Source organism: Haloprofundus salinisoli, assembly GCF_020097815.1.
GTDB lineage: Archaea > Halobacteriota > Halobacteria > Halobacteriales > Haloferacaceae > Haloprofundus > Haloprofundus salinisoli.
Genome location: NZ_CP083663.1, coordinates 486,004 through 512,755, shown reverse-complemented (window position 1 = coordinate 512,755; position 26,752 = coordinate 486,004). Strand labels below are relative to the sequence as shown.

General features: G+C 64.0%; 26 protein-coding genes and 1 pseudogene. 16 read left to right on the top strand and 11 right to left on the bottom strand.

Annotated features, from left to right (window positions below; genetic code table 11):
- The first annotated feature begins 36 nt into the window (after window positions 1-36).
- Window positions 37-1,710 carry a bacterio-opsin activator domain-containing protein gene (locus LAQ73_RS02720; RefSeq protein WP_224269723.1) on the top strand — a complete coding sequence of 558 codons (1,674 nt, stop codon included), beginning with the start codon at window positions 37-39 and terminating at the stop codon, window positions 1,708-1,710.
- 47 nt (window positions 1,711-1,757) lie between these two features.
- Window positions 1,758-2,108, top strand: a complete 351-nt coding sequence (locus LAQ73_RS02715; protein ID WP_224269722.1) for a DUF7344 domain-containing protein — start codon at window positions 1,758-1,760, stop codon at window positions 2,106-2,108.
- A gap of 129 nt (window positions 2,109-2,237) precedes the next feature.
- Here LAQ73_RS02715 and LAQ73_RS02710 read toward each other — a convergent pair whose 3' ends face one another.
- Complete coding sequence (locus LAQ73_RS02710) at window positions 2,238-2,474, bottom strand: hypothetical protein (protein ID WP_224269721.1); 237 nt, start codon at window positions 2,472-2,474, stop codon at window positions 2,238-2,240.
- A 93-nt stretch (window positions 2,475-2,567) separates the two neighbouring features.
- On the opposite strand from LAQ73_RS02710, the gene LAQ73_RS02705 reads away from it, so the two are divergent.
- The 6 genes from LAQ73_RS02705 (at window position 2,568) to LAQ73_RS02680 (ending at window position 9,532) form a co-directional block, all read left to right on the top strand.
- Entirely contained in the window at window positions 2,568-4,268 is a 1,701-nt protein-coding gene (locus LAQ73_RS02705; RefSeq protein WP_224269720.1) for an acyl-CoA mutase large subunit family protein, read from the top strand.
- Between the two features lie 216 nt (window positions 4,269-4,484).
- The gene (acs, locus tag LAQ73_RS02700; RefSeq protein ID WP_224269719.1) at window positions 4,485-6,470 is read left to right on the top strand and encodes an acetate--CoA ligase; all 1,986 of its coding nucleotides are present in this window, start codon (window positions 4,485-4,487) and stop codon (window positions 6,468-6,470) included.
- 214 nt (window positions 6,471-6,684) lie between these two features.
- Window positions 6,685-7,116 carry a DUF4212 domain-containing protein gene (locus LAQ73_RS02695; RefSeq protein WP_224269718.1) on the top strand — a complete coding sequence of 144 codons (432 nt, stop codon included), beginning with the start codon at window positions 6,685-6,687 and terminating at the stop codon, window positions 7,114-7,116.
- Window positions 7,113-8,792 (top strand): VC_2705 family sodium/solute symporter, encoded by a 1,680-nt coding sequence (locus LAQ73_RS02690; RefSeq protein WP_224269717.1) that lies wholly within the window; start codon window positions 7,113-7,115, stop codon window positions 8,790-8,792. The genes LAQ73_RS02695 and LAQ73_RS02690 overlap by 4 nt, the downstream gene beginning before the upstream one ends.
- Window positions 8,793-8,794: 2 nt before the next feature.
- Entirely contained in the window at window positions 8,795-9,256 is a 462-nt protein-coding gene (locus tag LAQ73_RS02685) for a universal stress protein (RefSeq protein ID WP_224269716.1), read from the top strand.
- 60 nt (window positions 9,257-9,316) lie between these two features.
- On the top strand, window positions 9,317-9,532 hold the full coding sequence (locus LAQ73_RS02680) for a DUF8119 family protein (protein ID WP_224269715.1): 216 nt from the start codon (window positions 9,317-9,319) through the stop codon (window positions 9,530-9,532).
- Window positions 9,533-9,560: 28 nt separating this feature from the next.
- Here LAQ73_RS02680 and LAQ73_RS02675 read toward each other — a convergent pair whose 3' ends face one another.
- Window positions 9,561-9,812: a DUF7576 family protein gene (locus LAQ73_RS02675; RefSeq protein WP_224269714.1), complete on the bottom strand. Its 252-nt coding sequence runs from the start codon at window positions 9,810-9,812 to the stop codon at window positions 9,561-9,563.
- A 201-nt stretch (window positions 9,813-10,013) separates the two neighbouring features.
- Between LAQ73_RS02675 and LAQ73_RS02670 the strand changes: the two genes are divergently transcribed.
- Complete coding sequence (locus tag LAQ73_RS02670; protein WP_224269713.1) at window positions 10,014-11,627, top strand: long-chain-fatty-acid--CoA ligase; 1,614 nt, start codon at window positions 10,014-10,016, stop codon at window positions 11,625-11,627.
- A gap of 97 nt (window positions 11,628-11,724) precedes the next feature.
- A complete protein-coding gene (locus LAQ73_RS02665; protein WP_224269712.1) occupies window positions 11,725-12,081 on the top strand; it encodes a nuclear transport factor 2 family protein in 357 nt (118 codons plus the stop codon).
- A gap of 70 nt (window positions 12,082-12,151) precedes the next feature.
- Here the strand turns inward: LAQ73_RS02665 and thiC are convergent, their stop codons facing one another.
- Together thiC and LAQ73_RS02655 are read right to left on the bottom strand one after the other, a co-directional pair.
- Window positions 12,152-13,600 (bottom strand): phosphomethylpyrimidine synthase ThiC, encoded by a 1,449-nt coding sequence (gene thiC / locus LAQ73_RS02660; RefSeq protein WP_224270703.1) that lies wholly within the window; start codon window positions 13,598-13,600, stop codon window positions 12,152-12,154.
- A 336-nt stretch (window positions 13,601-13,936) separates the two neighbouring features.
- Window positions 13,937-14,695, bottom strand: coding sequence for a GNAT family N-acetyltransferase (locus tag LAQ73_RS02655; protein ID WP_224269711.1), 759 nt, complete (start codon window positions 14,693-14,695; stop codon window positions 13,937-13,939).
- Window positions 14,696-14,929: 234 nt separating this feature from the next.
- On the opposite strand from LAQ73_RS02655, the gene LAQ73_RS02650 reads away from it, so the two are divergent.
- Complete coding sequence (locus tag LAQ73_RS02650) at window positions 14,930-15,601, top strand: thioredoxin domain-containing protein (protein WP_224269710.1); 672 nt, start codon at window positions 14,930-14,932, stop codon at window positions 15,599-15,601.
- Between the two features lie 9 nt (window positions 15,602-15,610).
- Here the strand turns inward: LAQ73_RS02650 and LAQ73_RS02645 are convergent, their stop codons facing one another.
- The 7 genes and pseudogenes from LAQ73_RS02645 to LAQ73_RS17790 all read right to left on the bottom strand — a co-directional run.
- The gene (locus LAQ73_RS02645) at window positions 15,611-16,009 is read right to left on the bottom strand and encodes a universal stress protein (RefSeq protein WP_224269709.1); all 399 of its coding nucleotides are present in this window, start codon (window positions 16,007-16,009) and stop codon (window positions 15,611-15,613) included.
- A gap of 27 nt (window positions 16,010-16,036) precedes the next feature.
- Complete coding sequence (locus LAQ73_RS02640) at window positions 16,037-16,297, bottom strand: DUF7520 family protein (protein WP_425601126.1); 261 nt, start codon at window positions 16,295-16,297, stop codon at window positions 16,037-16,039.
- Window positions 16,298-16,364: 67 nt separating this feature from the next.
- Window positions 16,365-16,499 (bottom strand): hypothetical protein, encoded by a 135-nt coding sequence (locus LAQ73_RS17590; protein WP_255634982.1) that lies wholly within the window; start codon window positions 16,497-16,499, stop codon window positions 16,365-16,367.
- A gap of 196 nt (window positions 16,500-16,695) precedes the next feature.
- Entirely contained in the window at window positions 16,696-18,456 is a 1,761-nt protein-coding gene (locus LAQ73_RS02635; protein WP_224269707.1) for a cbb3-type cytochrome c oxidase subunit I, read from the bottom strand.
- An 89-nt stretch (window positions 18,457-18,545) separates the two neighbouring features.
- Entirely contained in the window at window positions 18,546-19,007 is a 462-nt protein-coding gene (locus LAQ73_RS02630; protein WP_224269706.1) for a DUF6684 family protein, read from the bottom strand.
- A 48-nt stretch (window positions 19,008-19,055) separates the two neighbouring features.
- Complete coding sequence (locus tag LAQ73_RS02625) at window positions 19,056-19,442, bottom strand: DUF7541 family protein (protein WP_224269705.1); 387 nt, start codon at window positions 19,440-19,442, stop codon at window positions 19,056-19,058.
- A gap of 51 nt (window positions 19,443-19,493) precedes the next feature.
- Window positions 19,494-19,556, bottom strand: a pseudogene (locus LAQ73_RS17790) (VNG_1110C family protein); the annotation flags it as partial.
- 139 nt (window positions 19,557-19,695) lie between these two features.
- Here LAQ73_RS17790 and LAQ73_RS02620 point away from each other — a divergent pair.
- From LAQ73_RS02620 to LAQ73_RS02600, 5 genes are all read left to right on the top strand, one after another.
- Window positions 19,696-20,805 carry an OBG GTPase family GTP-binding protein gene (locus LAQ73_RS02620; RefSeq protein ID WP_224269704.1) on the top strand — a complete coding sequence of 370 codons (1,110 nt, stop codon included), beginning with the start codon at window positions 19,696-19,698 and terminating at the stop codon, window positions 20,803-20,805.
- Between the two features lie 6 nt (window positions 20,806-20,811).
- Window positions 20,812-21,267, top strand: a complete 456-nt coding sequence (locus tag LAQ73_RS02615) for a TIGR04206 family protein (RefSeq protein WP_224269703.1) — start codon at window positions 20,812-20,814, stop codon at window positions 21,265-21,267.
- Between the two features lie 110 nt (window positions 21,268-21,377).
- Entirely contained in the window at window positions 21,378-22,985 is a 1,608-nt protein-coding gene (locus LAQ73_RS02610; protein WP_345778391.1) for a Na+/H+ antiporter NhaC family protein, read from the top strand.
- Window positions 22,986-23,134: 149 nt separating this feature from the next.
- Window positions 23,135-23,932: a VOC family protein gene (locus tag LAQ73_RS02605; RefSeq protein ID WP_224269702.1), complete on the top strand. Its 798-nt coding sequence runs from the start codon at window positions 23,135-23,137 to the stop codon at window positions 23,930-23,932.
- Window positions 23,933-24,427: 495 nt separating this feature from the next.
- Window positions 24,428-26,731 (top strand): BGTF surface domain-containing protein, encoded by a 2,304-nt coding sequence (locus LAQ73_RS02600; RefSeq protein ID WP_224269701.1) that lies wholly within the window; start codon window positions 24,428-24,430, stop codon window positions 26,729-26,731.
- Window positions 26,732-26,752 lie beyond the last annotated feature (21 nt).

Genomic DNA, 26,752 nt, shown 5'->3' with positions numbered 1-26,752 from the left:
ACAACACCGACGGAGACGCACGGGACGGAGCAGGTCATGAGCGATCGACTTCTCGTCGGACAGGCCGCGAGTGGCGCGTCCCGGCCGCAGAGGGCGCGGATTCTCCTCGCGGTCAGTCGTGACGAGAACCGGTCACTGCTCGCCGAGACGCTCGGGTCCGAGCACGAGATCGTTGAGGGCCGACCCGAGGACGTGTCGCCCGAGGAGGTTGACCTCTGTATCCTCGACCCGCAGACGCTGGCGAAAAAAGACGACGCGTTCGAAGCGCTGAAGGAGCGCGCCGGATCGGTTCACCTGCCGTTTCTGCTCGTCATCCCCGAGCGGAACCTGAGCGGCAGCGACGTGTGGCGACAGATCAGCGCGCAGTTCCCGCCCGGCGTCGACGACCTGATTCGGACGCCGGTGTCGAAAGCCGAACTGCGCGGCCGCCTGCAGTCGTTGTTGCGCGTGCGACGGCAGTCCGCCTCCCTGGGAAGACAACGCGAGCGTCTCGACCGACTCAACCGCGTCAACTCCGTCATCCGGGAGGTCAACGCCGCGCTGGTCGGCGCGAAGAGCCGTGAAGAGGTCGAAGAACGCGTCTGCACTCGGCTCTCGAACGCCGGGCCGTACTGTTACGTCCGCATCTGCGAACCGCGGGCGACGCGCGACGCGCTCACCGTCAGCACGGAAGTCGGTGACCTCGACGACCCGCCGAACCCGGAAACGACGACGAACGGCGACCGCTCGCAGGCGACCGCCGCTTGGCGGGCGTTTACCGACCGGGAGACGCTCGCGGCCGAACTGAACCCCGAAAACGCCGCGGAGTTCTACGGCGAGACCTCCTCGACGTGGCGACAGTGGGCCGACAGCGGTGATGTCCGAGGCTTCGCCTGCGTGCCGATCAGGTATCGTGATACGGTGTACGGCGTGTTGGAGGTGTACACCACCGAGACCGACGCCTTCGACGAGGAGGAGCGGTCGGTGCTCGACGAGCTCGGACAGACCATCGGCCACACCATCAACGCCGTCGAGAGCAAGCGCCTGCTGTTGACGAACGGAGCGACGGAGATCGAGCTCCGAATCGTCGACGCCGACGACGCACTGCTCGGACTAGCCGCCGCAGCGAACGCCGAACTCCGGTTGGAGGGCGTCACGGGAACCGACCCCTCCGTCGAGTTCTTCACCGTCACCGACGGCGACGTCGAGACGTTTCTCGAACGCGCCGCCGATTCGGAGCCAATCGCCCGACAGCGACTCGTCCGCGAAACCGACGACGGCGCGCTCGTGCAGTTGGTCTTCGAGGAGGAATCGATCGCCGAAACGTTGACCGACCTCGGCACGACCGTCGATACGCTAGTCGTTGACGAGCACGGCGCCACCGCCGTCGCACTGCTGCCGCAGCACGGCGACGTCGGGACGTGCATGCGCGGGCTCCGCGAGCGCTACGACGACGTCGGCCTCCGCTCGCGGCGACAGATCGAACGCCGGCCGCTGACCGACGAGGACTTCGTCTCCGCCGCCGAGTCGGACCTGACGAACCGGCAGCGCAACGTCCTGAAGGCGGCGTATCTCGCCGGCTACTTCGACCAACCGCGGGAGAGTTCGGGGAAGGATGTGGCGACCTCGCTCGATATCTCGTCGGCGACGTTCCACCAGCACATCCGAGCGGGAGAGCGGAAACTCGTCTCGAAGCTGTTCGATAATGTTACATTTAGCGGCGGTACCTGATTCTTTGGGTACTCGTACTTTATATATCCGACTCATCAGTACAGACCATGAGTTCGCAAGAAGCTGCGGCAGACACCCTGATGCCCGAAACCGAAGAGACCAAAGCGTTGTTCGACGCGCTGACGAGCCCGCGTCGCCGCCACCTCATCCACGCGCTCTCGGCACAACCGGGCCCGGTCACGGTCGAGGAGCTGGCCGAGGAAATCCATCAGCGTGAGGCCGAGGCGGGGGAGACGACGCACCCCGACCAGATCGCGATCTCGCTGCATCACCTCCACCTCCCGAAACTCGCCGCCCGTGACTTCCTCGAATACAACGCCTCGCGCAAAGAGGTCACGCCGACCCACGAGACCGACGACGCGAGCTACGCGCTCGCGTCCGCCGGATTCAACGAGTAACACAGAAGCCGTACGACTGCTGATTCTGACCGCCTCCTCTACCTCCTCAAACCGGTTCTCGTCGGGTTCGCCGAGAACGTGGTGACGAACCGGGGAACGAAACGTTACTGACCGACGGGGAGCGAAACGTTACTGACCGACGGTGAGCGCCAGCAGTGCGAACGCGCCGCCAACGCTCGCAACGGTGACGCCGAGGGCTTTCACGAGCGCCGCGTCCGACGAGAGCGACGGGGCGTCGGGATTGCGGTGCCGGGCGGGAAACAGAAGTGCGCGGAGCGAGGCGATACGAGTCGGTGCGACGGTGGCCACCGCTCCCAGACAGAGGAGCGTGAGACCAAGCGAGATGTCCAGCGTGGCGGGTGGCATCGTCGTCCGCCGACGAGGCGTAATCGGTTATAGGTCTTCTCGATTGGACCTCGGACCCGAATCCTTAATGAACAGTCCGGCAAATTTCACGCTATGTACGACGAGGACGAGCTCTCCGAGATTCGGGAGGCCCACGAGGAGTGGTCCGACGAGACCCGCGACCCCGTAGTCGACCGATTCGGCGAGCGCAAAGACCGGTTCGCGACCGTCTCGAACCTCGAAATCGACGACATCTACACGCCCGAGGACGTCGCGGACCTCGACTACACCGAGGACCTGGGCTTCCCGGGCGAGAAGCCCTATACTCGCGGTGTGTACCCGACGATGTACCGCGGGCGGACGTGGACGATGCGACAGTTCGCCGGCTTCGGCACGGCCGAGGAGACGAACGAGCGCTTCCACTACCTCATCGAGAACGGCCAGACAGGGCTCTCGACGGCGTTCGACATGCCGTCGCTGATGGGGAAAGATTCCGACGACCCGCTCTCCGACGGCGAAGTCGGCAAGGAGGGCGTCGCCGTCGACACTCTGCGCGACATGGAGGTGCTGTTCGACGGCATCGACATCGGTGAGGTGACCACGTCGTTCACCATCAACCCCTCCGCGCCCGTCGTCTACGCGATGTACGTCGCCCTCGCCGACCAGCGCGGCGTCTCCCGCAACCAGATCGGCGGCACGTTCCAGAACGACATGCTCAAGGAGTTCATCGCGCAGAAGGAGTGGGTCATCCCGCCCGAGCCCTCGTTGAAGCTCGTCACCGACACCGTCGAGTTCGCCGCCGCCGAGACGCCGCGAATCCGTCCCATCTCCATCTCGGGCTACCACATCCGCGAGGCCGGCTCGACGGCCGTCCAGGAACTGGCGTTCACGCTCGCCGACGGCTTCGCCTACGTCGAGGCGGCGGTCGAACGCGGTCTCGACGTCGACGAGTTCGCGCCGCAACTCTCCTTCTTCTTCAACTCGCACAACTCCATCTTCGAGGAGGTGGCGAAGTTCCGCGCCGCCCGCCGCATCTACGCCCGCGTGATGGAGGAGTGGTACGACGCCGAGGACGAGAAGTCCAAGCAGTTGAAGTTCCACACCCAGACCGCCGGACAGTCGCTCACCGCCCAACAGCCGCTGAACAACATCGTCCGCGTGACGATTCAGGCGCTCGCGGGCGTCATGGGCGGGACGCAGAGCCTCCACACCAACAGTTTCGACGAGGCGCTGGCGCTGCCCTCCGAGGAGGCCGTCAGGGTCGCACTCCGCACCCAGCAGATTATCGCCGAGGAGTCGGGCGCGGCCGACAGCATCGACCCGCTGGCGGGGAGTTTCATGGTCGAAGCGCTCACCGAGGAAGTCGAGGAGAAGGCGATGACGTACATAGAGGAGATTCGGGAGATGGGCGACGGCTCCGTCCGCGACGGCGTGCTCCGCGGCATCGACGAGGGATACTTCCACCGCGAGATTCAGGACGCCTCCTACGAGTACCAGTCGCGCGTCGAGGAGGGCGAGGAGATCGTCGTCGGCGTCAACAAGTACTCGATGGAGGAGGATACGACGCTCGAACTGCTGCACGTCTCCGAGGAGGTGCAGAAGCGCCAACTCAGCCGGTTGGAGGAGGTGAAAGCCGAACGCGACGACGACGCCGTCGAGGCGGCGTTGGCGGACCTCGAACGCGCCATCGAGGAGGGCGAGAACGTGATGCCCGTCCTCGTCGATGCGGTGAAGACGTACGTGACGATGGGCGAAATCATGCAGGTGTTCGAGGCGAAGCACGGCAGCTATCAGGAGAAAGTCGGGCTGACGTGATGAGGCGACGCGAGAGGGTGCAACGCTCGGTCACGAGGCGGCAGCGCGAGGCTGCCGGGAGCGACGCCCGAACGCGCCGTCTCCGCGTCGTCGAAGGTTCTTTTTACGTTGTCACGCCCGCCTCGAAACGAGGAAAACCGCCAGCGGTCGGCAACCTCACAGAATGCATTCGGTGGTAACTCTTATGCCGATGGTGCGGGATGATGACAGTGGACTATGACAGAAGACAATGTAGAACTCGAAGCGCGTCTCGCAGAGCAGGAGGAGTTCGAGCCGCCGGAGTCGTTCGTCGAACAGGCGAACGTCTCGGACGAAGGGATCTACGAGGAGTTCGAGGAGAACTGGCCGGAGTGCTGGGAGGGCGCTGCCGACCTCCTCGACTGGTACGAGGGGTACGACCAGGTGCTCGACGACTCGGACGGACCCTTCTACAACTGGTTCACGAACGGGAAGCTCAACGCCTCCTACAACTGCGTGGACCGCCATATCGAAGATGGCCGCGGCGACGAGGTCGCTATCGAGTGGGTCGGCGAACCGACCGACGAGGAGAACCGGACGTACACCTACGAGGAGCTCCAGACGGAGGTCAACGAGTTCGCGGCGGCGCTGCGCGAGCAGGGCGTCGGCGAGGACGACGTCGTCACCATCTACATGCCGATGATTCCGGAGTCGCCAATCGCCATGCTGGCCTGCGCTCGCATCGGCGCGCCGCACTCGGTCGTCTTCGCGGGTTTCTCCGCGGACGCGCTGGCGACGCGGATGAACGCCGCCGACTCCGAGTATCTCGTCACCTGTGACGGCTACTACCGCCGCGGCGACCCGCTGGACCACCTCGGCAAAGCCAACGAGGGACTGGCGGGCGTCGACCACGACACCACGACGGTCGTCGTCGAGCGACTCCGCGACGGCGACGGTTTCGGTCACGACCTCGACGAGAACCAGCACTCCTACGCCGACCTCGTGAGCGAGCAGGAGGGCGCGGAGGTCGAACCCGTCCAGCGCGACGCCGAGGACATGCTCTTCTTGATGTACACCTCCGGCACGACGGGTCAGCCGAAAGGCGTCAAGCACACGACCGGCGGCTATCTCGCGTGGGCGGCGTGGACCTCGCAGGCGGTGCTCGACATCAAACCCGAAGACACGTACTTCTGTTCCGCAGACATCGGCTGGATCACGGGCCACTCCTACATCGTCTACGGGCCGCTCGCGCTCGGCACCACCTCGCTCATGTACGAGGGGACGCCCGACTACCCCGAGCGCGACCGTCTCTGGGAGATCATCGAGGAGTACGAGTGCGACCAGCTGTACACCGCGCCGACGGCGATTCGCGCGTTCATGAAGTGGGGTAAGCAGTTCCCCGAGAAACGCGACCTCTCGTCGCTGCGCCTGCTCGGGACGGTGGGCGAACCCATCAACCCGCGCGCGTGGAAGTGGTACTACAAGCACATCGGCGGTGAGGAGTGCCCCGTCGTCGACACGTGGTGGCAGACAGAGACGGGCGGCATGATGGTGACGACGCTGCCCGGCGTCAACAAGATGAAACCCGGCTCCGCGGGACCGGCGCTGCCGGGCGTCGACGTGCGCATCGTCGACGCCGAGGGCGACGAGGTCGACGCCGGTAACGCGGGCTACCTCACGGTCCAGAAACCGTGGCCGGGGATGCTCCGGACGCTGTACAACAACGACGACCGGTTCGTCAGCGAGTACTGGGAGGCGTACTCCGACCCCGACGAGGACCACTGGGTCTACTTCCCGGAGGACGGGGCGAAGATAGACGAGGACGGCTACATCACCGTGCTCGGCCGCGTCGACGACGTCCTCAACGTCTCCGGGCACCGCCTCGGGACGATGGAGATCGAGTCGGCCATCGTCGGCGTCGAGGGCGTCGCCGAGTCCGCCGTCGTCGGCGGAGCCCACGACGTGAAAGGCGAGGCCGTCTACGCCTACGTCATCGTCGAGGACGGCTACGAGGGCGACGACGAACTCAGAGACCGAATCGTCGAGGGCGTCGAGGACGCCATCGGTCCCATCGCGCGACCCGAACAGGTCGTCTTCACGCCGGAGCTGCCGAAGACGCGCTCTGGAAAGATTATGCGTCGCCTGCTCGAGAACATTGCCAACGGCGAGGAGCTCGGCGACACGTCGACGCTGCGTAACCCCGAGGTCGTCAACGATATCGAAGCGAAGGTCGGCGGCGACTGAGCGGACGCGAGCGACGGTTCGACCGGCGCTCGACCGCCGCTCGACCGGGTTTCGCGGTCGCTACGGCGACGCTGCGACCGTCTCGCTTCTGTACACGCGGCGAAAACGACTGTAATCGATTCTCTCGACCCCTCCGTCTCTCTCGTCGAACGATTCGTGGCAACGACTTCGCGAGACAAAGCAACTATAACTAATGATGACGACAGAATATTCGATGGTAGAGAGAGACACGCAAGAGTCACCTGTCGAGACGGATGGTGGCGCGCTCACACAAGCCGCGCGGAGCCACCGAGAGACGAACTATCTCGATCGGGAGGTGAACCTCCTGCGGCCGAGTACGCCGTTCATGCGCGAGCATCTGCGCGTCGTCTGGACCGGTTTCGTCGTCTGGGCGCTCATCGTCTTCGGCCCGGTTACGCTGACGTACGTCGCGCCGGGAGTGATGACCACGCAGCTGCCGGTCATCGGCTTCCCGCTGCACTACTTCCTCGTCGCCATCGGGGCACCGGGCGGAGCGTTGCTGCTGTCGTTCTGGTACGCGCGAAAGCGTGACGCGCTCGACAGGAAGTACGGTATCGACCACTCCGTCGTAGAGACCGACGACGGCGACGCCGCCGTCGCCGTAGACGGAGGGACGGCCGAATGATTTCGGAACTCGCGCTCCAGAGCGGACTGCTCCCGGAGGGGCTGAACGTCTCGTTCAAACTCGTCCCGGCCATCATGGTCGTGGCGATGCTGGCGCTGTTCTTGGGAATCGGGTACGCGTTCCGCGTTGCCGACACCGAGGGAATGTGGGTCGCCGGTCGCTCCATCGGGAACGTCGAAAACGGGATGGCAATCGGCGCGAACTGGATGTCGGCCGCGTCGTATCTCGGGATGGCGGCGCTCATCGCGCTGTCGGGCTTCTACGGACTCGCGTTCGTCGTCGGCTGGTCGACCGGATACTTCATCCTACTCATCTTCCTGGCCGCGCAGATGCGCCGGTTCGGGAAGTACACCGCGCCCGACTTCGTCGGTGACCGGTTCAACTCCGACAGCGCGCGCGCCATCGCGGCGGTGACGACGTTCCTCATCGGCTTCGTCTACGCCATCGGACAGGCCCGCGGGATGGGACTCGTCGGCCTCTACATCTTCGGCGACATCGGCCTTCCCGGACTGAGCGGCTACCAGTCGATGGTCGTGCTGATGATGGCTATCACCGTCGGCTATCTGACGCTCTCGGGGATGCTCGGCGCGACGAAGAACATGGCCGTCCAGTACGTCATCCTCATCGTCGCGTTCCTCGCGGGGCTGTACACGGTCGGGTTCACGCAGGGGTACTCGACGGTACTGCCGCAGATAGAGTACGGGCAGATGATCGGCCAACTGAGCTCCGAGTTCAGCGAACCGTTCGTCAACGAGAGCTACTACATCTGGATCGCGACGGCGTTCTCGCTGGTCGTCGGGACCTGCGGACTGCCGCACGTGCTCGTCCGGTTCTACACGGTCGAAAACGAGCGGACCGCCCGCTGGTCGACGGTGTGGGGACTGTTCTTCATCTGCCTGCTCTACCTCTCGGCACCGGCGTTCGCGGCGTTCGGGACCGACCTCTACTCGCAGAACATCGGCCCGGTGTACGGCGACCCCGGTATGACGAGTGCGGCCGGTGACGTCATCGTCGTGCTGGCGACCCAGTTGGCGAACTTGCCGCAGTGGTTCGTCGGACTGGTCGCGGCGGGCGGTATCGCGGCGGCCATCGCGACGGTGGCCGGCCTGTTCATCGCCGGGTCGTCCGCGATCTCGCACGACATCTACGCGAACATCATCAACGAGGACGCGAGTCAGCGCCAGCAGGTGCTCGTCGGCCGACTGAGCATCGTCGCGCTCGGCATCATCACGACGCTCGCCGCGCTGGACCCGGCGGCACCCATCGCCGCGCTGGTCTCGTACGCGTTCTCGCTGGCGGGCGCGGTGCTGTTCCCGATGTTCTTCCTCGGGCTCTGGTGGGAGAACACGAACCGACAGGGCGCGCTCGCCGGAATGACGACCGGTCTCGTCATCTGGACGGTTCCGATGATAAACGAGGTGCTGCCGTCGTACATCGGCAACGGCGAGCCGTACTCTGCCGCGCTGGCGACGGCGGTGCCCGCCATCGGGTCGGCGCTCATCGCCGTCCCCATCGTGTTCGCCGTCACCATCGGCGTCTCGCTCGCGACCGACGAACCGGACCTGGCGACCAAACGGATGGTCCGGCAGTGTCACAGCCCCGAACCGATGTCGCGCATGCAGTCCGCCGAGGAGGTCGCGGCAACCGACGGCGGTGAACCCGTCTCCGACGACTGACCATGTACGAACGCATCCTCGTGCCGACCGACGGAAGCGCCGTCGCCGAGGTGGCGGTGAGCCACGCGGTCGACCTCGCCGAGCGCTACGGTGCCGAGCTACACGCGCTGTACGTCGTCGACATCGACGCGGTGAACCTCGGTCTCGGAACCGAACAGGTCGACCGCATCCGACAGGGCCACCTCGGGGAGATGGAGGAACTCGAAGCGAAAGCGAACGACGCGACCGGCGTCGTCGCCGACGCCGCCCGTGACCGCGGTATCGACGTGGTCGAAGAGATTCGCGTCGGCCGACCCCACACGGTCGTCGCCAACTACGCCGAGAAGGAGGACGTCGACCTCGTCGTGATGGGCAGCCACGGACGTGCGGGCGTCAGTCGCGCCCTGCTCGGCAGCGTCACCGAGCGGGTGCTGCGGTCGTCGCACGTTCCCGTGCTCGTCGTCGACAGCCAGGGCACGGAGTGAAGCCGTGACGCGTGCACACCCGCCGAAAGCGGCGACGACCGCGCCCGGGGAGCGCCGCCGATGAGCCGGCTCGAAGCCATCGGCGAGCACGTCCAAGAGCACCGCCGCGGCATGTTCGTCGACCTCGTGTTCGCGATGGCGTGGGTGACGGCCGTCACGCTTCTGTTCGACTTCCTGCAGGCACCGCAATGGGCGTACTACCTCGCCATGCTCAGCGGCGTGCTCGCCTACTACGGCTTCTTCTGGTCGCTGGAAGCCGCAAAAGAGGAACCGTAGCGCAGAGACCGCCGTCTCCGTTCGCTTCTCACGTTTCGTCGACCCACTCGCTGAGACAGGTCTCGTTGCAGAGATACCGCCGAGCGGCGTCGCCGAGGTTGTCTTCGACGAGCGTGACGAGCACGTGACGTTCGTGTAGCGACAGCGTCGACTCGCAGTTGGCACATGGTTCCGAGCGCGTTCCGTTCGGGTGCCAGTGGTGGTGTTGGACGGCGCGACCGATTCGGACCCCGTCGTTCGCATCCCGCGGATGGCGACCGGTGTACTTCGAGAGCGTCATTGTCGAGAGCAAGCCACCCACCGATAAACCACTTTTGTGGGTAGAGCTATAGCGTGATATTTATCCGCCCAAAGTCGACAGTCCGGTCACGAGAACACTCTAGAGCGAGGATCGTCCACCGTCAAATCGCCTGACTGCGCGGGCGGCGAACGTTTCCGCGCCCGTAATGTATATCATAATTGTTCACGAAATTTGGAACGCATGGAGAAACCACTGCTGGCGACGGACTTTCTAGACCGCGCCCGGCGACACTACGGCGACGAGGAGGCCGTCGTGGCGACGACGGGTGACAGATACACGTACGCCGAACTCGGCGACCTCGCAGACGGCTGGGCGGCGGCGTTGCAGTCGAGAGGCGTCGAGAAGGGCGACCGGGTGGCGGTGCTGGACCCGAACACCCACTACCATCTGGCGGCGGCCTACGGGTCGATGCAACTCGGTGCGATTCACACGCCGCTGAACTACCGACTCGTCCCCGCGGACTTCGAGTACATTCTGAACGACGCGGGGGTGAAAGCGGTCTTCGCCGACCACGCGTACGCCGAGCGGATCGAAGCCGTCCGCGACTCGGTGCCGACGGAGCTGTTCGTGACCGACGACCCCGACGCGGTGCAGGGAGGTGACTGGGAGTCGTTCGACGACATCGTCGGCGAATCGACCGACTACGACCGCCCCGAGATGGACGAGTCGGATATCGTCACCATCAACTACACCTCCGGGACGACGGGCGACCCGAAGGGCGTCTGCCGCACCCACCGAACCGAGACGCTGCACGCGTACCTCGTCTCGATTCACCAGGAGCTCCGCGACGACGACGTCTACCTGTGGACGCTGCCGATGTTCCACGTCAACGGGTGGGGCCACATCTTCTCGGTGACGGGGATGGGCGCGAAACACGTCTGCACGCGCGGCGTCGACGCCGGCGACATCTTCGACGCGATCCAGGGGGAGGGCGTCTCGTACTTCTGCGCCGCACCGACGGTGCTGAACATGCTCCAAGAGTACTACGCCGAACACGAACCGGAGACGACCGCCGGGCGACCGGTTCGGGTGGCGACGGCGGGGGCCGCACCGCCGGAGGCGACCATCCGAACGGTCGAAGACGAGTTCGGCTGGTACCTCAAACACGTCTACGGCGCGACGGAGACCGGTCCGCTCATCACCACCTCCGACGCCAGGCGGTTCTTCGACCAGGACTCCTCCGAGCGATTTGCCGTCAAGAAGGCGCAGGGTATCGGCTACCTCGGGACGGAGGTCCGCGTCGTCGACGAAGACGGCGAGGACGTGCCGCGAGACGGGAACACCATCGGCGAAATCGTCGTCCGCGGCAATCAGGTGATGGACGGTTACTGGGAGAACCCCGAAGCGACGGAAGAGGCGTTCAGCGACCGCGTCGAGGGCTACTACCACATGGGCGACCTCGCGACGGTCGACGAGAACGGGTTCGTGAGTATCCAAGATCGGAAAAAAGACATCATCATCTCCGGCGGCGAGAACATCTCCAGCATTGAACTGGAAGACGCGCTGTTCGACCACGACGCCGTCGCCGACGTGGCGGTCATCCCGGCGCCGAGCGAGGAGTGGGGCGAGACGCCGAAGGCGTTCGTCGTCCCCGCCAACGGCGACCCGGCGAACCCGGAGACGACGAGCGACGAGGTGATAGCGTTCCTGCGCGAGCGAATCGCGACGTACAAACTGCCCGGCGAAATCGAGTTCGTCGCCGAGTTGCCGACGACGGCGACCGGCAAGATTCAGAAGTACGAGCTCCGCGAGCGGGAGTGGGCAGACGAAGACCGGCTGGTCGGCGAGGGGTAGCCGAGGACGTCGCCGCGCCGGCGCTCCCGACGGAGCGAGAGTCAGCCCGTTTTGCCACGGAAGGGAGCTACTACTTGCTGCAGTCCGTAGCGCACCCATGACCAACACAGACCCCGAATCAGTCGTCCGCGAGTACTACGACCTCGTCGACGCCGATCGCTACGACGACCTCGTCGCGCTCTTCAGTGAGGACGTTCGCTACGAACGCCCCGGACAGAACGCCATCGAGGGACGCGACGCGCTGCTCGCGTTCTACGAGGAGGGCCGTCCGCTCGAAGACGGCAGCCACGAGGTACACGACGTCGTCGTCGACGGCGACACCGCCGCCGTCCGCGGGTCGTTCAGCGGCCTGCAGAGCGGCGACGCCGTCGAGTTCGGCTTTGCCGACTTCCACGAGTTCGAGAACGGCGAAATCGCCCGGCGGTACACGTTCACCGACCGCGACGAGGTGTGAGGGGCTCTTCCCTCACCGCGCGTCGGCGGGCCGGCCATCAAACCAGGCGATACCGCGTCGGATGCTGCGGCTAATCGTCTGCGTGTGATTCGTCGGGGGTGAACGTGACGCCGTCGATCTCGACTTCGTCGGGAACACGGCTGGTATCGTGCGTTCCAGCGGGTGGGAGATTCACCTCCGCCGCTCGCGAAGCGCCCAGGTCCGTCTCGTCGTCGATCGAGGTCATCTCTCCGTCGGCGTCCCGCGCATCTTGGTCGATCCGCATCGAGCAGAACTCGACGCCGCACATCGAACAAAAGCGGGCCTCCTTGTAGTTGTCGCCGGGTAACGTCTGGTCGTGGTACTCCCGAGCACGCTCGGGGTCCAGTGCAAACTCGAACTGCCTGCGCCAGTCGAAGTCGTAGCGCGCCTCCGAGAGAGCGTCATCCCAGTCGCGTGCGCCGGGATGGTCGTTCGCGACATCAGCAGCATGGGCCGCGATTCGATAGGCTGCGAGTCCGTCTCTGACGTCCTCCTCGCCGGGAAGACCGAGGTGCTCCTTTGGCGTCACGTAGCACAACATTGCCGCCCCTGCGCGGGCGGCCTCGGTCGCACCGATTGCGCTCGTGATATGGTCGTAGCCCGGCGCGATATCGGTAACCAGCGGACCGAGAACGTAGAACGGTGCACCGCCACAGACGTCCTGTTGTCGTTCGACGTTGTCGGCGATCTCGTCCATCGGGACGTGACCTGGTCCTTCGACCATCACCTGAACGCCGTGGTCCCAGGCAGCGCGTGTAAGTTCGCCGAGGGTATCGAGTTCAGCGAACTGCGCGTCGTCGCTCGCGTCGGCGAGACAACCCGGGCGAAGTCCGTCGCCCAGCGAGAAGGTGACGTCGTGTTCAGCGAATATTTCGCAAATCTGCTCGAACGTCGTATACAGCGGGTTCTGCATCCCGTTTTCTTCCATCCACTGGGCCAAAATCGAACCACCCCGCGAGACGATGCCGGTTTTTCGACCGTCGGTCAGCGGCAGATGTTCCATCAGCACGCCCGCGTGAATGGTCATGTAATCGACCCCCTGCTCGGCCTGTTTCTCGATAACGTCGAGCAAGAGTTCGTGAGTGATGTCGGCTGGACTGTCGGCGCGCTTGACGGCCTCATAAATCGGGACGGTGCCGACCGGAACGGGAGAATGTCGAACGTTGGTCGTGCGAATCGCATCGAGCTCCGTCCCCGTCGAAAGGTCCATGACGGTGTCCGCGCCGTAATGAACCGCAGTGTGGAGCTTTTGGAGCTCTCCCTCGATATCGCTGGTCGTGTCGCTGTTACCGATGTTGGCGTTGACCTTCGTAGCGAATTCACGCCCGATGATCATCGGGTCGAGCGAGTCGTGGGCACGGTTGTTCGGGATGACCGCTTGCCCGTCGGCAACCTGCCGTCGAACGAAAGCCGGGTCGCAGTTTTCGCGCTCAGCCACGCGTTTCATGGCGGGGGTAATCTCATCTGATTGGGCCCGCTGGAGCTGGGTTTTTGCCACTAACAACTCAGTGGTATTCGTGGATAATATATCCTGGGGAAGTAGCGTCGCCCCCGAAGTACAGCGACAAGAGTTGGCTTTGCGGACTGTCGGCGAGCAGTGACGGCGGCTAAGAGAGCTTGTGAGGGTACGGCACGACCGACGAAATTCACACGACAATAGCTGAAGACACTGATTCCATGCCATCGATAGATAGCATAGGAGCTGTTCCCACTGTAGCCGTCCTCCGAGAACGTGACGCCCGCGACGCGAGGTTTCGTATCGCAGTAACCGATGTACGACTTAGAGTCGAGAACCAACCGACATCTTCTCGAACGGCGAGAGACGCGCTTCAGACTACAGGTACGCCGCGTCCCAGCGCCCCGACTTGCTCTGGTTACCGCACTCGTTACACTGGATGCGGTCCATCGAGTCCATCGCGGTCGCAATGCTCTCGCAGTTGCCGCAGAAGTAGCCGTAACGCTCGGTTCGGTCCTCGTCGGTGTAGGTGACGTAGAACGGACCCTTCTTGGCGCGTTGGCTCTCGTCGTAGGCGATGAACAGCGTCTCTCCCTCCGGCCCCGTCCGTTCCTCGACGGGGACGAGCTCCTCGGCGGACTCCGAGGCGGTCTTCACGAAGGCGCGTTCGGTGAACTGCTCGCCGCTGATTTCGACCTCTTGGGTCTCACCGGCCTCGTAGCCGGCGTTCTCGTAGAACCTCGCACCGCCTTCGTTGACCGTCAACACTTTTCCTTCGAGCCGTGAGGCACCGCGGTCCATCAGTTCCGTCTCGACGCGCTTGAGCAGTTGCTTTCCGAGGCCCTCCCCCCGCGAGTCGGGGTCGACGTGGAGCCAGTCGATATGACCGACCGTCTCGTCGGCCTCGACGAGGTAGCTCTGAACGACGGCGACGACGTCGTCACCGTCGACGGCGACGCTCCACACCGCCTGCGGGTCTTCGAGGTTCGACCCGACTTCGTCGTCGTCGTACCAGTTCCCCACCGCGGTGTCGATGACGTCCTCGGAGAGCTCGGGGCTGTACGAGGCCAGAAGCGACTCGCGAGCGACGGTTCGAATCCCTTCCGCGTCTGTGGGTTCGGCGTCTCGAAGGTCCATACACTGTGCTACGCCGTACCACCACAAAACAGTCCCGGCCACTCGCACACACAGAAACGCCTCCCGTCGGGGGGTTTTTGTCGACGCTCCGTACACTCACCCGCGGCGACCGGACGGCCTCCGAGCGGCGGCCGTCCGAGGCGCAACGGCTATCAACTGTCTCCGCCCGTACATCGAGACGATGAACCGCACCGACCGAGAGAGAGGCCCCCGACGTCCCCCGGGGAGACGTCGATGACGGACGAGCCGGAGATCGGCGACGTGCTGGCCCGTCTCACCGACGGCGGCGTCGTCCGCGAAGGCGACGACGGGTCGCTCACGACCACCGAAGCGTTCGAGGCGACGCGAGCGGAGTACAGCCGACAGTATCGAACTGCCGACCGCGAGACGTTCGTCGACGCCGTCGCCGGGGCGTTCGAACTCGCTCCCGAGACCGCAGCGAGAGAGATAGACGCCAACGGCGTGACGCGCGCGCAGCTGGCGGCCTACCTCGCCGTGGAGTCGTTTCTCGACACGTCGCCGACGCCGGAGACGACGGCCGTGATGGCGCACCTGGTCTGTGAGGTGTCGCCGCCGTCGCCGGTTCCCCGGGCGGTCGCCTCGCTCGACGACGACTCCTACGAGGCGTTTCTCGACGACCATCCGGACGCCGTCGTGACCGTCTGGAAACACGACTGCGACCCGTGCAAACGGCTCAAAGCCGACCTCCCGGCGCTGCTCGACGCAGTGCCGGAGCGCGTCGCCGTCGGCGGCCTCGACGGTGCCTCGGCCTCAGGCTTTCGGCTTCGACACGCGGTCAACACCGCACCGGCGGTCGTCTTCTTCGCCGACGGCGACCACGTCGAGACGCGCGAGGGATACCTCTCGCCGTCGGCGTTCGCGGCCGTCGTCGAGGACGTCTTCTGAGGCGCGGCGTTACGCCTCGGCGACGCCGGCGACCAGCACCGGTCGGCTCGAACTCAGGATGACCGACTGACTGACGCTGCCGAAGATGGCTTTCCCGGCCGGCGAGCGCTTGCGGCCGGCGACGACGATGAGGTCGGCGTCTTCTCGCTTGGCGGCGTCGAGAATCGACTGCGCGGGGTCGCCGCCGGATTCGAGCAGTTCGTAGCTCACGCCGGTGTCGCCGAGGTAGTCGGCGGCGGCGCGAACCGATTCGACGTCTGCGGCCGATGCGCCGCCTGGGTCCTCGTCGAACGTGTGCAAAAGCGTGACCGTCATCTCGCCGGTACTTCCGGGAAGATTGGCAACTTCACGTGCGCACGTTCGGGCACGCTCTACGTTGTCGTCGACGCCAACGAGCACGTGGTACATACCGAGAGATACGGCGGCGTGCGCTTATCAGTTCTGGGCGGCGGCGTCGTCGACGTATCTGGAGACGTACACCACGAGCAACAGCGGGACGCCGAGCACCAACGCGACGGTCAGCGTGCCGTACGCCGCGAAGCCGAGTTGCGTCGGCGGAAACGGAATCAGAAAGAGGAATTTCGGCGATCGGAGTCCGGAGACGAACGTCGCCGTCAGAAACCCGGCGAGGCCCGAAATCGCAACGAGCAGTACGTAGAGGATGAGGACGAACCGCGGACCCTCGAGTCGTGTCACGCTCACGGCTCGAATCTCGAACGCGAGGCGATTAGCGCTTTCGACGACCGCGCGGCCGACGCCCGAGTCAGATGACGAGGATGATACCGGTCGCAAACATCATCAGTGCGACGGCCCCGAGGATGATGCCGAGGAGGTCTTTGTCGGACATACCTACCGCTCGGAGGGCGAACGACAAAGGCACGTCGGTGTTCGGGCGCAAATCGACCCGTCGAAGCGTCCGCTCGCCGGGTGAAAAACGAAAGAGGGTGGCCGTGTTATTCGTCGGCGTCGAGTTCGTCCGCGGACTCGCCTTCGACGACGCCGCCGACCGTCACTGCCTCTTCTTCGCCAGCGTCACTTCACTCGCGTTCGTGACGCGGTTCCGTCTCGCCTTCCTCGACGGAACCACCGTCGCTTCACTCCGTTTGCGACGAGGTGTCGCTCGATTCGCTCTCGACACCACCGTCGGCGATCTTCGTCTGCAGTTTGCGGTCGAACCAGTCCCACTCGACGGTGCGGAGGTTCGACTCCTCGAGGTTCCACGGGTCGCCGTCCTCGACGACCGGGCCCTCGAAGTACGACTGGACCATGTTCCACACGAAGATGATGCCGCCGAGCAGCAGCATGTACGCGCCGAGCGTCGCGATCTGGTGCAGCGAGGCGAACTGCGGGAGGTAGGTCGCGTAGCGACGCGGCATGCCGCCGTAGCCGAGCAGAATCATCGCGAGGAACGTGATGTTCGTCCCGATCATCCACAGCCAGAAGTGCCACTTTGCGAGGCTCCGCTGGTACATCCGTCCCGTGACGAGCGGGAACCAGTAGTAGATGCCCGCCATCCCCGCGAAGGTGATTGCGCCCATCACGATGTAGTGGAAGTGACCGACGACGTAGTAGGTGTCGTGGAGCACGAGGTCGACGGGGATGGAGGCGAGGAACACGCCCGTCACGCCGCCGATGATGAAGTTGGAGACGAAGCCGATGCAGTACAGCATCGGGGCTGTGAGCCTGATGTTGCCGTTCCACATCGTCGTGATCCAGTTGAACGTCTTGACCGCGCTGGGGATGGCGATAGCCATCGAGACGGCCATGAACGAGGCGCGGAGGCGCGGGTCCATCCCGGTGGCGAACATGTGGTGCGCCCAGACGCCGAACGAGAGCACGCCGATCGCCAGCGTCGAGTAGACGACGAACTTGAAGCCGAACAGCCGGCGACCCGCGAAGCGCGGGAGGATGTAGCTGACCAGTCCCATCGGCGGGAGCACGAGGATGTACACCTCGGGGTGGCCGAAGAACCAAAAGAGGTGCTGCCAGAGGATCGACCCGCCACCTTCGCCGACGGCGAAGAACGTCGTCGCGAGGTTTCGGTCGGCGATGAGCATCAGCAGCGCGCTACCCAGAAGCGGGAACGCGAAGAGGATGAGCCCCGACTGCGTGAGGATGGTCCACGAGAAGATGTCGAGGTTCGCCCATGTCACCTCCTCGGAGCGCTCGGTGAAGATGGTCGCGATGAAGTTGATCGCGCCCATCGTCGCCGAGACACCCGAGAGATGCAGACCCAGCATCATCAGGTCGACGCCGGCGTTCGTCTGGTTGCCCTGTCCGACACCCGCCGACAGCGGGGTGTACATCGTCCACCCCGTCTGCGCGGGGATGAGGTTCGGAATCGGGAAGAACCCGGCCCAGATGAGCAGTGCTGCCGGCGGCAGCAACCAGAAGGCGATGGCGTTGATGCGCGGGAACGCCATGTCGTCCGCGCCGATGATGAGCGGGATGAAGTAGTTCGAGAACGCCGCGATGATGGGCGTCCCGAAGAGGAACAGCATCGTGATTCCGTGACTCGTGAGCAACGAGTTGTAGAAGCCCGGTTGGACGATGACCGTCTCCGGCGTCGCCAGTTCGGTTCGCATCAAGACGACCATCAGGCCGCCGACGACGAACGCGAAGATGCCGTAGGCACCGTACATCAGGCCGATATCTTTGTGGTCGACTGTCGTCAACCACCGGGCGATTCCTGCGGGTTTCTCCTCGGAGACGTACCCGGATTCTTGGCCGACTGCGCCGCCGCTGCTGAGTGGGGTGTAGCCGCTCCAGTTTTCCACCCGCGTCAGCCAGGCGAAGACACCCACGAGGAAGAGCCCCATGAGAACCGTCAGCGCTAACTGTCCGTTCAACTGCATGGGAACTGCTCGGAATTGCAGGGTAAAGAAAGGTTCGGGTGGCGTCCGTCGTCTCGCTTGCTGTCGTTCTGTCCACCCGTTCCGCCGGATTACGATTCGTCGTCTTCGGCCGTCTCGGCGGCGGTGTCGTCGACCGTTTCCGCGTCGTCGTTCTCGGCCGCGGCGTCGGTACTCTCGTCGCTCGCGTCGTCAGTCAGTTCGCCGTCGTGGTCTGCGCCCGATTCGAGCGCCTGCGTCTCCTCGTGGTCGTCGGACTCGCCGTGGGTGACCTCCGCGCCCGACATTCCGGCCTGTCCGGGGTAGTACACCGTCGAGGACTTCTCCGCGCCGGCGATGGCCTTACCCGAGAAGTACGTCAAGATTACGAGGCCGACGAACGGGACCACGTGGAGGCCAATCATGATGGCCGTCGGGAAGAGGTCGCCGCCCCACGGCTGGATGAGCAGAAAGAGCACGACGAAAAACAGGATGATGAACAGCGGGATGATGTTCACCGTCAGGTCGAGCATCGTCTCCCTGTCGAAGATTTTGTTCGAGTTCGTGTTCGCCATGGTGACCTGTTACGGACGCCGGTCAAATAGATTGTTGGTTCCGCCCGGTCAGACCGCGAACTCCTCGTCCTCGACGAACACCTCGCCGAGGAGGCCGCCGACGAAGAGGATGACGCCCGCGACGAGGACGGCGTAGCCGCGCTCTGCGAGCTGTACGGCCTCGTTTGCGACCTGCGTATCCGCGTACAGCAAGAGGCCGCCGAGCGCGAAGACGAGTATCGCCGACCCGACGAGCGCCCGCCACGGTCGGTCGACGTAGCCCGTTTCCTGAAGCATCCCGGCACAGCAACCGAAGAACAACAGCAATCCGCCGACGGCGACGGCGAAGAGATTGAACAGGATGCCGGCCTCGGCCAGTGGGATGCTGAGCGCGATGAAGAACGGCCACGGACTGGCCGTCCGGTACTGTTCGGAGAGCCCCGGATTTTCGTCCATGGCGGTTCTTACGCCCCGACCGTAAGAAGCGCTTCGATGGCTGTACGGACGCTACGGCAGCGCGATACCGTGACGACTCAGACACTCGCCGGCGGCTCTGATCTCGACCGGACTCCCCCGATATCAGTCTCACGCGCACACGCGCGGCGGACGCATCCACGGGTTCGACAGCGAGGTCCCCAAGGGACGTCCGACCGCCGCGGTCGGCGTCGAAGGAAAGGGTTTTTCGACATACGCGGCGGAAGCTACGACGATGGGACTGGAGGAGGAGATCGACGCGATCGAAGAGGAGATCGCCAACACTCCGTACAACAAGTCGACTGAGGCACATATCGGTCGGCTGAAGGCGAAGCTCTCGGAGAAGAAGGAGAAACTCGAAAACCAGTCCTCCGCGGGCGGCGGTCAGGGCTACGCCGTCGAGAAGACGGGCGACGCCACCATCGCGCTCGTCGGCTTCCCGAGCGTCGGCAAGTCGACGCTCATCAACGCGCTCACCAACGCCGAGAGCGAGACGGGTGCCTACGAGTTCACGACGCTCGACGTCAACCCCGGCATGCTGCAGTACCGCGGCGCGAACATCCAGGTGCTCGACGTGCCAGGGCTCATCGAGGGCGCGGCGGGCGGACGCGGCGGCGGCCGGGAAGTGCTCTCCGTCGTCCGGACGGCCGACCTCGTCGTGTTCGTCCTCTCGGTGTTCGAGGTCGACCAGTACGAGCGACTCAGCCAGGAACTGTACTACAACAAGATTCGCCTCGACACCGAACCGCCGAGTCTCACCATCACCAAGCAGATCAAAGGCGGTATCAACGTCACCAAGAGCGACTCCGTCGAACTCGACGAGCAGACCATCAAGGACGTGCTCCGCGAGTACGGCTACGTCAACGCCGAGGTCACCGTCCGAGGAAACCCCTCCATCGACGAGCTCATCGACGGCATCATGGACAACCGGGTGTATCTCCCCTCCATCGTCTCGGTGAACAAAGCCGACCTCATCGACCGCGACTACCTGCCGACGGTGTACGAGAATCTCGAGGAAATCGGACTCGACCCCGAGGAGGTGACGTTCATCAGTGCCGAGATGGAGAAGGGCCTCGACGGCCTCAAGGACGAGATCTGGGAGGCGCTCGGCCTCATCCGCGTCTACATGGACAAGCCGGGACGCGGCACCGACTACGAGGAACCGCTCGTCATCCGCCGCGGGATGACCGTCGGCGACGCCTGCCGGAAACTCGGCGCGAACCTCGAAGACCGGTTCAAGTTCGCCCGCGTCTCCGGGCCGAGCGCCAAACACGACGAACAGCAGGTCGGCAAGGACCACGAACTCGCAGACGAGGACGTGCTCCGCATCGTCGCCCGGAAGTAACACCGGATGGCGGTCACCTCGGACGGACGCGAACCCACTCGCACCTCGACGTCGCGGACGCTCCTGATTCTCCTCTCGCTGTGGTTGCTGCCGTGGTGCGTGCTCTTGGTCGACGGACGCCCGGCGACGCTCGTCTTTCCGTGGGGGCTGTTCGACCCCAGTTCCGGACGTCTCGTCTCGTTGTACAGCTACCTGTTCGAGTTCACGGGCGGATTCGGGTCGCTACCGGCATATCTCCGCGCGTGGCCCACGAGCGTCGTCGCGTTTCTCCTGGCGACGGCGAGCGCGGCCGGCGGCGTGCTGGTCGGTCGGGAGGACCCGCGAGTAACCGCTATCCTGCTGGTTTTGGCCGGCCTCGGGCAGTTATCGCTCGCGTGGGGGTTCGCTCAGCAGCCCGGACGCGTGGCGTTACCCGTCGGTGCTCTCGCGCTGTGGGTCGTCGCGTGGCTCAGCTATCGGTAGTCTCCGTCCATCGGTCGTCGACCTCCAGAGGTCGTCGAAGTGTCACGACGTAATCTATGCTTGCAAGCGCGACACAACACCTTTGCCAATCTGTAATGATAATTCAGATTATGGTGTCGGAGTTCGGCGCACTGTCACTCGTACCACCGTTGTTAGCCATCGTGCTCGCCATCGTCACCCGGAAACCGATACTGGCGCTGTTTCTCGGCGTCTGGTCCGGCGGCGTCATCCACTCGGGCGGGTTGGGCGTCGTCCAGACGTTCACCTGGGTCGCCGAGTCGATCGGCAACGACGTGTTCCACGCCCAGATTCTCATCTTCACGCTGTTGCTCGGCGCGGGCGTGACGTTCATCTGGCGAACCGGCGGGTCGTTGGCGATCACCCGCTTTGCGACGAAACGCCTCGACAGTCAGCGAAAGGCCGGGTTGATGGCGTGGATACTCGGTCTCGTCTGGTTCTTCGACGACTACGCCAACACCGCCGTCGTCGGCAGTTCGATGCGCGACATCACCGACGAACTCCGCATCTCCCGCGAGAAGCTCTCCTACATCGTCGACTCGACGGCCGCGCCCGTCGCCACGTTCGGCATCTCCAGCTGGGTCGCCTACCAGATCAGCATGGTACAGGAGGGGTACTCGCAGATCGGCGTCACCGGCGGCGAGGAGGTGCCGACGGCGTTCGTCGCCTTCCTGCAGAGCATCCCGTTCAACATGTACTGCCTGTTCGCGATCGCGATGGTGTTCATCGTCGTCGTCACCGGACGCGACTTCGGCGAGATGCTCGACGCCGAACACCGCTCGTGGGAGACGGGCAACGTGCTCCGCGAGGACGCGGTGCCGCTGCAGAGCATCGAGGAGAACCTCGGCGAACCAAACGGCGAGAACCCGCAGTTGCGAATGTTCGTCGTCCCCGTTCTCGTGCTCATCGTCGTTGCCGTCGCCGGCGCGGTGTGGACCGGCTATGCGCCCGACCGGTCGATACTCCAGATCGCGGGCGAGGCCGACTTCGCCTCGGCGCTCGTCTGGGGGTCGTTCTTCATGGTCGTCGCGGCGATGCTGCTCGCGCGCGTCTCGGGCGTCCTCACGCTCGACGAGTGCATGGACTCGCTCGTCGACGGCTTCTCTATCATGCTGACGGCCGTCACCATCCTCGTGCTCGCGTGGTCCATCAGCCTCGCGACGAGCGCGCTCGGCACCGGCGACTACGTCACCGGCATCGCCCAGGGAGTCGTCACGCCGACGCTGCTCCCGCTCGTCATCCTGTTCGCATCCGCGTTCATCGCCTTCTCGACGGGCACCTCGTGGGGGACGATGGCCATCGTCACGCCTGTCGCGGTGCCGATGGCGTGGGGGATCGGCGGGCAGTCGCCGGAGCTCATCCCCGTCGCCGTCGGGACGGTGTTCAGCGGCGCGATATTCGGCGACCACACCTCGCCAATCTCCGACACGACCATCCTCTCGTCGACGTTCACGGGCGCAGACCACATCGACCACGTGCGCACGCAACTGTACTACGCGGTCACCGTCGTGTGCGTCGCGGCGGTGCTGCTTCTCGTCTACGGCATGACCGGAGTGACGCCGCTGGTGTTGCTCCCCCTAGGGATCGGGTTGTTAGTCGCGCTGGTGTACGGCCTCTCGGAGTTCGACGCGCGTCGGAAGGGTCTCACCCCGAAGGCGTCGCGGCAACCCCGGCAGGAGCGCGACGTCGCCGACGACTGATAGTCTGACGACTCCGGGTCGACTCCGGGTCGACTCCGGGTTGACGACTACGGACCGACGATACGGGACGACGACAATGGGTCGACGAGTGACCGCGGGGCGGTTCCGCCTCCGGTATTCTTTTCGACGCGCCGACCCATGACTCGCATATGTCCGGAGTACTCGACCACACGATGATTCGCGTCGGCGACCTGGAGGAGTCGCTGGAGTGGTACAAGACGAATCTCGACTACGAGGAGAAGGACCGCTGGGAGGCCGACACCTTCACCAACGTCTACATCGGCCCCGAGGAGATGCACGAAGAGGGCGCGATGCTCGAACTGACCGAGAACCACGACACCGACGAGTACGACGTCGGCGACGCGTGGGGGCACATCGCCGTCCGCGTGCCCGAGGGTGAACTCGAAGCGGCGTACCAGGAGCTGATGGACAACGGCGTCGAGGATTATCGAGACCCCGAGTCCTGCGGCGGGCGCTACGCCTTCGTCAAGGACCCCGACGGCCACGAGATCGAGATCGTCAAGCGCGACCCGGAGCTCGGCGCGCGCTGGAGCCTCGACCACACGATGATCCGCGTCGAGGACGCCGACGAGGCGCTCGGCTTCTGGACGCGGAAGTTCGAGTACCAGCACACCGGCCGCTGGGAGTCGGACAGCTTCGCCAACTACTTCGTCAAGCCTGAGGGAAGCGCGGAGGAAGCGATGGCGGTCGAGCTCACCTACAACTACGACGGCCGGAGCTACGAGCTGGGCGACGCGTGGGGCCACCTCGCCGTCCGCGCCGACGACCTCTCGGAGTACTGGGAGACGCTGATGGAGCGCGAGGCCGACGACTACCGCGACCCCGCCTCGTGCGACGAGAAGTACGCGTTCACGACGGACCCCGACGGTCACGAGATCGAGATCATAGAGCGCAACTTCGACGCCGACTCGCTGTTCCCGGCGTAAGCGCTGACGGTCACGTACACGACTGACCTCCCGATTTCCGATTTTTCGCGGTGCTGTCCGAGTAGTCGCTCGTAAAGAACGAGTTCGGTTCTCGAATAAGGCTCCTCTACGCGCGCATGGGCGAGACGAAGTGTTCCAAATGTCTCTCTTCGTGGCTGATTCAGACATTTACTGAGACGAACATCTGTTTTATCGATTATTCACAGAGACACGAAATACCATTCATTATATTCCGGTATCGCGTTGCGCAAACGCCTGATTTCCGAACGTCAGACGGTGAAAACCTCAGATTTCAGTTATCAGGGACTGGAGTAGTCAGACACAAAGTACTTAACTCTGTATCAGCAGGAGAGCGCTTCTCCCCCCTGAATTCGGGTATGTGGATGAGTATCAAATCGCACTACCTACCACAAAGCATTTATAATGAGAGGCTAAGCTTTTGAGCGTACCCCTACCCATGGTGGCACCGACGAGTATCCCCCGCCAAGTCCGACATTGCGTTGGGCGTTTCGGTATCCAGGCACGGGCGAAAGTGGCTGTCGCCGACCACAGTACAAAACCATGACACAAACAACTCAGAAGTTCCGTGCAGTTTTCCTTGCTGCGCTGATGGTGTTCTCCGTTTTCGCGGGCACTGTTGCGTTTGCAGGTACGGCTGCTGCGGCTAACTTTGACGAAACCGACGCTGACGAGCAGCTCGACAGCGCCGGTCCGTACTTCCAGGGGAGTGTACTCTTCCTGGATGCAGCAGAATTGACCGCAGGCGAAGGCGAAAGCGAAGCGCCTGTTGAGAGTGGCGAAACGCTGACGCTCCGCAGTGTCGACGGTGAATCGACGTCCTTCGAGACGACGATCAACCCGTCCACGGACGACAGCGGTGAGGAATACTACGAGATCGATACGTCGAACCTCGACGCCGGTCAGTACCTGCTGACCGATACAGATGGCAACGAGGTCAACATCGCCTCGTCTAACAACCAGTTCGAAATTGCTGAGCAGAGCCTCAGCGCCGAGTTCGACTCGGACAGCGTCAACACGGGTCAGACGACCACTCTGTCGGTCGACTCGAACCGTGGTAGCACGTTCGACCTCCGCGTCTCCTCGGACGAGCTCTCGGCAACTGAGCTTCAGAGTGCGTTCGTCAACGAGGAAGTCACCACGGATGACGGCGATGTCATCATCAGTGGCGTCCAGACGAACAACAAGGATGAGTTCGACATGAGCTTCAGCGACGCAGGTACCTACAACTTCACCTTCAGCGTTGAAGACACCACGGCCGAAGCGACGACCTCTATCGACGTTGAGGAGACGGACGAATCCTACAGTCTCCCGAACAACATCAACGTCGAAGCTGGTGACACCGTGACCTTCCCTGTCAACATGGAAGACTCTGACACGGCAGACATCGTCATCGGTAGCGAATCTGATGGCTACCAAGTCACCGCTACCGTCACCGACACGGACGGAGACGGCGTGGCAAACGTCACGGTCAACACGTACAACCCGAACGTTGACAACAACTACGGTGTCACAGCGGGTGACGATGATACGGAAGTCGATGTCGATACCACCGAAGGTAACGACAACATTGGTGTGACCGGTATCCTCGACACCGCGAACTACGACATCGAAGTTGGTCCTGAGAACTGGTACACGGAGAATGGCGCTGGCTCCAGCGACATCTCGACGCTCGCCGTGACGGACGCGTCCGTCAACGGTGCGCAGACGTGGACCGCTCCGGTCAACGCTGACTCTGACATTTCCACCGAGGACGATGTTGTCGAAGCCATCGAGGACGGCACCATCACGCAGGGTAGCGACGTCGCAGAGGGTGACCTCGCAGTTGTGCAGGTCGAATCCTCTGGTCTCGCTGGCTACATTGCATCCGCTGAGGAAGACTTCGCAGAGAATGGTGCAGAGGGAGAAACCGTTCAGGAGTACGTCTTCGACGAAACCAACCTCGACCTGACCGTTGAGCAGGAGAACCCCTCCGCGAACCGCGAAGCAAAGACGCTTGCACCCAGCAACGTCGACTACGTCGTCGATGACGAGAACAACAACCTGTTCCTCATCATCGATACCTCCGACTCGAACCTTGAACGAGATGGTGAGACCGGTCTCGCATTCGAGAGCGGTGACCAGTTCAACGTCACGCTCGACGTTGGTCAGGGTACTGACGGTGCCGACAGCGAACTCCCCGAGGACTCCGTTTCCTCGACGTTCGAGGTTGTCGACCGTGATGCTTCGCTCAACAACGTGAACGACGACGACGTCGTCGAGGTTGTCGCCTCCGAGAACAGCTCGGTTGAGGGCGAATCCTCGATCGCGCCTGGCTCCGAGATCCGCGTCCGCGCGCAGAGTGAGTCCGGTGCATCCAACACGTTCGTCGAAACGCAGACTGTGACGGTCGGTCAGAACGGTACGTTCAACGCATCGTTCGACTTCTCGGACCTTGAGCAGGGCACGAACTTCACGCTCACGCTCAACGACCAGGACGGACCTGGCTTCGGCTCCGACGAGGAGACCATCGTCTACGACGCGACCATCGTGAACGGCACGCAGGGTGGCGACGACGGTAACGTCACCACCACTGAGACTGGCACGAACAACACGACTGAGACGGCGACCGACGACACGACGCCGACCGAGACCAGCACCCCTGAGGAGACCCCCGAGGAAACCACCACGGGTGGCGACGGTACCCAGCAGACCGAGACGGACTCGCCCGGCTTCGGTGTCATCGTCGCTCTCGTCGCGCTCCTCGCCGCTGCGCTCCTCGCGGTCCGCCGCGACAACTAAGTAGACTCTCCTGAGTCTGCT